The sequence below is a fragment of the Deinococcus rhizophilus genome, from assembly GCF_030271215.1.
GTDB lineage: Bacteria > Deinococcota > Deinococci > Deinococcales > Deinococcaceae > Deinococcus > Deinococcus rhizophilus.
Genome location: NZ_JASNGB010000153.1, coordinates 1 through 7,166 on the forward strand (window position 1 = coordinate 1; position 7,166 = coordinate 7,166).

At 71.6% G+C, this 7,166-nt stretch carries 6 protein-coding genes; 5 read left to right on the forward strand and 1 reads right to left on the reverse strand.

What is annotated here, in order from left to right:
- Positions 1 to 345: phytoene desaturase family protein (locus QOL99_RS13325; protein WP_285524520.1), on the reverse strand; the 345-nt coding region annotated here is incomplete at its 3' end.
- Positions 346 to 1,031: 686 nt separating this feature from the next.
- Here QOL99_RS13325 and QOL99_RS13330 point away from each other — a divergent pair.
- The 5 genes from QOL99_RS13330 to QOL99_RS13350 form a co-directional block, all read left to right on the forward strand.
- Complete coding sequence (locus tag QOL99_RS13330; protein WP_285524521.1) at positions 1,032 to 3,785, forward strand: ExeM/NucH family extracellular endonuclease; 2,754 nt, start codon at positions 1,032 to 1,034, stop codon at positions 3,783 to 3,785.
- A 211-nt stretch (positions 3,786 to 3,996) separates the two neighbouring features.
- The gene (locus tag QOL99_RS13335; RefSeq protein ID WP_285524523.1) at positions 3,997 to 4,353 is read left to right on the forward strand and encodes an inorganic diphosphatase; all 357 of its coding nucleotides are present in this window, start codon (positions 3,997 to 3,999) and stop codon (positions 4,351 to 4,353) included.
- 10 nt (positions 4,354 to 4,363) lie between these two features.
- Positions 4,364 to 5,056: an SDR family oxidoreductase gene (locus QOL99_RS13340; RefSeq protein WP_285524525.1), complete on the forward strand. Its 693-nt coding sequence runs from the start codon at positions 4,364 to 4,366 to the stop codon at positions 5,054 to 5,056.
- Positions 5,056 to 6,018 (forward strand): NAD(P)/FAD-dependent oxidoreductase, encoded by a 963-nt coding sequence (locus tag QOL99_RS13345; protein WP_285524527.1) that lies wholly within the window; start codon positions 5,056 to 5,058, stop codon positions 6,016 to 6,018. The genes QOL99_RS13340 and QOL99_RS13345 overlap by 1 nt, the downstream gene beginning before the upstream one ends.
- A 164-nt stretch (positions 6,019 to 6,182) precedes the next feature.
- On the forward strand, positions 6,183 to 7,166 hold a 984-nt coding region (locus QOL99_RS13350; protein WP_285524529.1), incomplete at its 3' end, for a helicase-related protein.

Below are 7,166 nucleotides of genomic sequence, written 5' to 3' on the forward strand. Positions count from 1 at the left end.
GTCCCGCCCGAAGGCCCGCGCCGCCGCGTCCAGATCGCGCTCGACGACCACGCCCGTGCCGTCCTCCAGCACCTGCGCGTAGGGGGCGTCCGGCTGCACCCAGCCCAGCCCGAAGGCGTGCAGCGGCCACGCACGGAAGGCGGGCGAGGCGTACCCCAGCGGGTGAATCGCGCTGCCCACGTCGTGCCGGTAGCCGGGGAGGGTCAGCCCCGCGCTGCTCAGGCCGCCGCCGGGCGTGGGGTGGCGCTCCAGCACCCGCACCCGCAGCCCAGCGCGGGCCAGGGTGACAGCGGCGGCCAGCCCGTTGGGACCGGCGCCGACGATGACCGCGTCGAGGAGAGGCACGCGCCCACTGTGGCATGACGGGGTGGCCTGACCGGGAAGGCTAAGGGAAGTCGGTGCATGAACGCCCGTCCTGGGTGCTGTTCGGTGTTCTTCCTGACCCATGTCCGGGGCCGGTGAATCCTTACCCCGGCAGGACGCGCCGCGTCACACTCGGGGCGGGAAGAGCAGGGCAGCTCTCACCTGCGGAGCGTCCTCCTGGGCCGCCAGTCCCAGTCGGGACCAGGTCGGGGCCGGTCGCCCGTGCTGCGGCCACCCTGAACTGACCGCACGTGGCGACCTAGAGCATTGGGCAGAATGACGGCCCCCGGGGAAGGGCGCCCCAGGTGCCTCCCCGAATGCCCAATGCTCTTCTTCAATTCGCTCGCTCTGCTGCGCAGCTTTGCAAGTCCGCTCGGCCAACGCATGCGGAAACCCACCGCATTCTTATGGCATATGCTCTANTTCAATTCGCTCGCTCTGCTGCGCAGCTTTGCAAGTCCGCTCGGCCAACGCATGCGGAAACCCACCGCATTCTTATGGCATATGCTCTAACACACCCTTTCTCACGGAATTGTCACGCCCGACTGAGACTCGGCCATCTGTGCTTTATATTCTGCTCATTCAGACAGGGCGCTTCGGACCTCCACGGTGCGGTGACCTTGTCGGCGGAATGCTGCTTTCCCATGTCCTCAAGGAGACCGTACCCCATGCCCCAGACCCCCCATACCGCCCCCAGACTCCTGCTGCTCGCGGGCCTGCTCACGCTGGCCGCCTGCGGTCAGGCCACCCAGCCTCAGGCGACCCTCCAGACCCAGAGCGTGCAGGCGAGCGCTGCGCTGGCGCCCGCCGACAGCGGCCCGGCCACCAACATCGGCACCGTGCAGGGCGCGACGCCCTCGGGAGATGCGCCGTCACCGCTCGTGGGCCAGCGCGTGACCGTGGAGGGCGTGGTGACGGGGCTGCGGACCACCTACGTCTCCGCGACCCGCTCGGTGCAGGTCGACGGCTTCTTCGTGCAGGAGGAACAGCAGGACGCCGACCGTGACGAGCGGACCAGCGACGGCCTGTTCGTGTTCTGCGGCAGCAACTGCCCGCCGGTCGCGGCAGGCGACCTCGTGCGCGTGAGCGGCACGGTCGCGGAGTTCGCGGGCATGACCCAGATCACGGCGGCAGGCTTCAGCAAGCTGGGCTCGGGCGTGAGGTTGCCCTCCGCCGAGCGCGTCAAGCTCCCCCTCCCGGTGGCCGAGCGCGAGCGCTACGAGGGCCTGCACATCGCCACGACCGGCGTCGTCACCGGCAACTACCTGCTGGGACGTGGCGGCAGCTTCGACCTCGCCGACGACCGCATCCCCACCTATACCCAGGTCAACCGCCCCAGCACCTCGGGCCTCGCGGCCTACGAGGCCGAGGTCGCCAACCGCACCCTGCGCGTGGACGACTTCAGCCGCGCCCAGAACCCCGACCCCATCGTCTTTTCGCGGAACGGACAGGCGCTCAGCGCCGACAACACCCTGCGCGGCGGCGACCGGGTGGTCGTGACCGGCGTGCTGGCCTACGGCAATGACGGCTGGAACGGCTCGGAGGACCTCTACCGCCTCTTTGCCACCTCCGCGAATGTCTCCGGCGGCGTGCGCCCCGAGAAGCCCACCGGGGTGGGCGGGCGCCTGCGGGCCGGGTCCATGAACGTGCTGAACTACTTCACCACGATGGACGGCCCCAACACCGGCTGCACGCTCGGTGGCAGCAGCGGGGACGCCCGTGGCGCGAACACCTGCGCCGAGTTCCTGCGTCAGCGCGAGAAGATCGTCGCGGCGATCACCAAGATGGACGCGGACGTGCTGGGCCTGCTGGAGATCCAGAACGACTTCGCGCGCGGCAACCGGTCCTCGATTCAGAACCTGGTGAACGCCCTGAACGACGCGACCGCGCCCGGCACCTACGCCGCGATCAACCCCGGCGAGAACGTCGGCACCGACGCGATCACCGTCGCGATGATCTACCAGCCCGCCCGGGTGACCCCGGTGGGCACGCTGGCGGTGCTCGACAACCGCTTCGACCCCACCTACCAGGACACCCGCAACCGCCCCACCCTGGCCCACACCTTCCAGAGCAACGCGAACGGCGGACGCTTCACGGCGGCGGTGGCCCACCTCAAGAGCAAGGGCAGCGCCTGCGTGGGCGACCCCGACCTCGGGGACGGTCAGGGCAACTGCAACCTCACCCGCACGAACGCGGCCCGCATCCTGGCCCGCTGGCTGGACACCAATCCCACCGGGGTGGCGGAAGAAGACCGCCTGATCCTGGGCGACCTCAACGCCTACCGCATGGAGGACCCCCTGCGCGCGCTGGAGGAGGCCGGGTACGTCAACCTGTTCGACGCGTCGAGCTACTCGTACCAGTTCGATTCCCAGTGGGGCAGCCTCGACCACGCGCTGGCGACCGCCAGCCTGGAGCGGCAGATTGTCGGCGGCACCAAGTGGCACATCAACGCCGACGAGCCGACCGTGCTGGACTACAACCTCGAGTTCAAGACCCCGGCCCAGGTGGAGAGCTTCTACGCCGCCGAACCCTTCCGCTCCAGCGACCACGACCCCGTGCTCGTCGGCCTGAACCTGCGTGCCCAGGCGCCGCTGCCCGCCTCCGCGACGGTCACGCGGGTCAACCTCTCGCCCGACGCGGCCGAGCTGACCGCGACCCTGGGCAGGGACGCCGTGCGCCAGACCTTCACCGCCGACAGCGTGAACGTTCCTGACGCGCTGACGGTCACCGTGACCCCGCAGGCGGGCGCTCCCGCTCTGGTGACCGCGCCCGGTACCGCTGCCAGCGGCGAGCCCTTCACCGTGACCGTTCAGGCTCCCGAGGGCACCGCCCCCGGCACCTACGTCTACGAGGTGAAGGCGGCGGCGGGCGCCGTGAGCGACACCAGCCTGCTCACTGTGACCGTTCCGGCGCCCAGGCCCGTGAGCACCGCCGACCTGTACTTCAGCGAGTACGTGGAGGGCACCAGCAACAACAAGGCCCTGGAAATCTACAACCCCACCGGGGCGGCGGTGGACCTCTCGGCCTACAGCGTGGAGCTGTACTCCAACGGCGGCACGGCAGCGGGCAACAGGCTGACCCTGACGGGCACGCTGGCGGCGGGCGGCACTTACGTGATTGCCAACGCTCAGGCCAACGTCGCCATTCTCGGCAAGGCCCAGACGACCAGCAGCGTGACCTTCTTCAACGGAGACGACGCCCTGCTGCTCAAGAAGAACGGCGAGGTCATCGACTCCTTTGGTCAGGTCGGCGTGGACCCCGGCACCGCCTGGACCTCCGGCAGCGTGACGACCCTGGACCGCACCCTGCGCCGCAAGGCCAGCGTGACGGCGGGTGACGCGAACGGCAGCGACGCCTTCGACCCCGCCGCCGAGTGGGACGTGTTCCCGACCGACACCTTCGACGGCCTCGGCAGCCGCTGACAGCGGTGTCCGGAGAAGCTGACGGGTCTGCCATCAGCTTCTCCGGCCCGAGCAGAGCGAGAATCCGTGATCCAGAGCGGTCGGAGTGGAGTGGAAGGGACGCCTTCTGTTCCTTCACTGGAACGGAGCACCGCGCTGCCCCCCCCCCCCCCACTCCTCCTCACCCCACCCCGCCCCCTCCCACGCGGAGGGGGTTTTCTATGCTCCCCCCATGGCTCCCCCCATGAAGCCCGACCTCACCCCGTACCTTAATCAGACTGTGCGCGTCGTCGTGGACCGCCCGCTGGGCAGCGTTCATCCCCGGCACGCCGATCTGGTGTACCCCGTGAACTACGGCGAGGTGCCCGGCACCCTGGGCGGCGACGGCCATCCTACCGATGCCTACCTGCTGGGCTGGGACATGCCTGTAAGGGAAGTCAGGGGCATGGTCACGGCCGTGATCGTCCGCGAGGATGACCGGGAGGACAAGCTGGTTGTGGTTCTTCACGGGACTCGCCCAACAGACGAGGAAATCATGAAGGCCGTGTGGTTTCAGGAGCGATATTTCAGGGTGCGCCTCGTGCGCTAGCGTGCCCCCCATGACGACTTTTCAGCGGCCTGCCACCCTGATCACCGGGGCCACGGGCGGCATCGGCACGGCGCTGGCACGGGCACTCGCCGGGACCCACGACCTGATCCTGCAAGGGCGGGGAGACGAGCGGCTGGATTCCCTCTGCGCGGAGGTGGGCGGCAGGGCGCTGAGCCTCGACCTCACCCGGCCGGACACCTTCGCCCCGGCGCTGGCAGACCTGGGCCGGGTCACGAACGTGGTTCATAACGCGGGGGTCGTGGAGTTGGGCGCGGTGGCCCAGCAGGACCACGCGGCCTGGACGCGGACCCTCGCGGTCAACGTGGTCGCCCCCGCCGAGCTGACCCGGCTGCTGCTGGGGCGCGTGCGGGCCGAGCGCGGCACGGTGGTGTTCGTGAACAGCGGGGCGGGCCTCCGCGCGAGTCCCGGCTGGGCCAGCTACGCGGCGAGCAAGTTCGCGCTGCGGGCGCTGGCCGACGCTCTGCGCGAGGAGGAGGCCTCTCGCGGCGTCCGCGTCTCCACCGTCTATCCGGGCCGCACCGCCACGCCCATGCAGCAGTCGGTGCGGGCGCAGGAGGGCGGCGCCTACCAACCGGACGCCTACCTCGCCCCGGAGACGGTGGCGGCGACCCTCCGCTTCGTGCTGGAGGCCCCGCGTGACGCGGTGCTCACCGACGTGACCGTCCGCCCCGGGGTCCGCTAGTGGAGCGCTACGACGCCGTGATCGTGGGCGCGGGCGCGGCGGGGCTGAATGCCGCGCTGGTGCTGGGCGGCTCCCGGCGCGAGGTGCTGCTGCTTGACGGTGGCCCGACGCGCAACGCCGCTTCCCAGGCGGCCCACGGGGTCTTTACCCGCGATGGGGCCGCGCCCACGCAGCTCAAGACCCTCGGGCTGGCCGACCTCGCCCCCTACCCGGTCACGGTGCGGCCGGGCGTGGCCCGCGAGGTCAGGTCCTGGGACGGCGGCTTCGCCCTGCGGCATGACGGCGGCTGGGTTCAGGCCCGGCGGCTGCTGTTTGCCAGCGGGGTGCGCGACGTGTTGCCCAATGTGCCGGGCCTGCGTGCCCGCTGGGGCCGCACCGTTCACCACTGCCCCTACTGCGACGGCTGGCCCAACCGCGAGTCGGCGCTGGGGGTGCTGGGCTCGCACCAGGAAGGCCACCACCTCGCCCTCAGCGTGCGGGCGTGGTCCGACCGGGTGGTGCTGCTGACCGACGGCCCCGACGAACTCACCGATGAGCAGCGCGAGGACCTGCGGCAGGTGGGCGTGCCCGTGATCTCCACCCCGATCCTGCGGCTGGAGGGCCGGGACACCCTGCGGGTGCGCTTCCGGGACGGCGAGCGGCTCACGCTGGACGGCCTGTTTCTCAACCCCACCCAGGTCCAGAACAGTGCCCTGCCCGCTTCGCTGGGCTGCGAGCTGAACGCCAAGAGCCGCGTCGTGGTCAACGAGAACGGCATGACCAGCGTGCGCGGGGTGTGGGCCGCCGGGGACATGACCGGAGCGCCCCAGTACGTGATGAGCGCCGCTGCGGGCGGGATGCTCGCCGCCGTCTCGCTGAACACGACCCTGATCCACGAGAACGTCCGCCGTCTGGGCGCGGCCTTCCACAAGTCCCCGGATGGGGAGGTCGGGAGGGCTCCCAGCGGGGGCGAGGCGTCCTGAGCGTCCGGGCGATGCTCTTCGACCTCGGCGGCACTCTGCACGGCCGCGCGGCGACCCTCCCTCCCGACCGGGCACCCGCTGGCGGGGGAGAGGCCGGACGCGGTGCTGCGCGACCTGCGCGGCGTGCTGACGCTGCCCGGCGTCCCGCTGCTACCATCCTCCCCGTGAGCCTGCCCGACCTCCCCGTCTTCGAGGTGCTGCCCGAGCTGCGTTCGGCGCTCGCGGCGCACCCGCTGGTCGTGCTGCAAGCCCCGCCCGGCGCGGGCAAGAGCACGGGCTTACCGCTGGCGCTGCTGAACGAGCCCTGGCTGGCGGGTGGGTCGGTCGTGATGCTCCAGCCCCGGCGGGTCGCCGCCCGCGCGGTGGCCGCCCGGCTCGCGGAGACGCTGGGCGAGGAGGTGGGCGGGACGGTGGGCTTCCGGGTGCGTTTCGAGTCGCGCGTCTCGGCCCGGACCCGCATCGAGGTCGTCACCGAGGGCATCCTGACCCGCCGCCTCCAGCGCGACCCGGAGCTGGCCGGGGTGGGCCTGGTGATCCTCGACGAGTTTCACGAGCGGTCGCTCAACGCCGACCTCGCCCTGGCCCTGCTGCGCGAGGTGGGGGGCGCATTGCGGGACGACCTGCGGGTGCTGGTCATGTCGGCCACCCTGGACCCTGCCCTGCCGGAACGGCTGGGGGCCCCGCTGATTCAGAGCGCGGGGCGGGCCTACCCGGTGGACGTGCGCTACCTGCCCACCGATCCGGCAGGCCGGGTAGAGGACGCCGTGGCCCGCGCGGTGCGGGAGGCCCTGGCGACCCATCCGGGGGGCGACGTGCTCGCCTTCCTGCCCGGCGTGCGCGAGATTCGGGGGGCGCTGGCGGCGCTGCCGGACGTGGACGCCAGCGTGCTGCCGCTCTACGGCGACCTCCCGCTGGCCGAGCAGCGGCGGGCGATTCTGCCGGACCCGGCCGGGCGGCGGCGGGTCATTCTGGCGACCTCCATCGCGGAAACGTCGCTCACCCTGGCGGGGGTGCGGACCGTCGTGGACGGCGGTCTGGGCCGCACCCAGGCCTTCGACCCCGGCACCGGCCTGACCCGCATGGTGACCACCCGCGTGACCCGCGACGCCGCCGAGCAGCGGGCGGGACGCGCGGGCCGCACCGCCCCC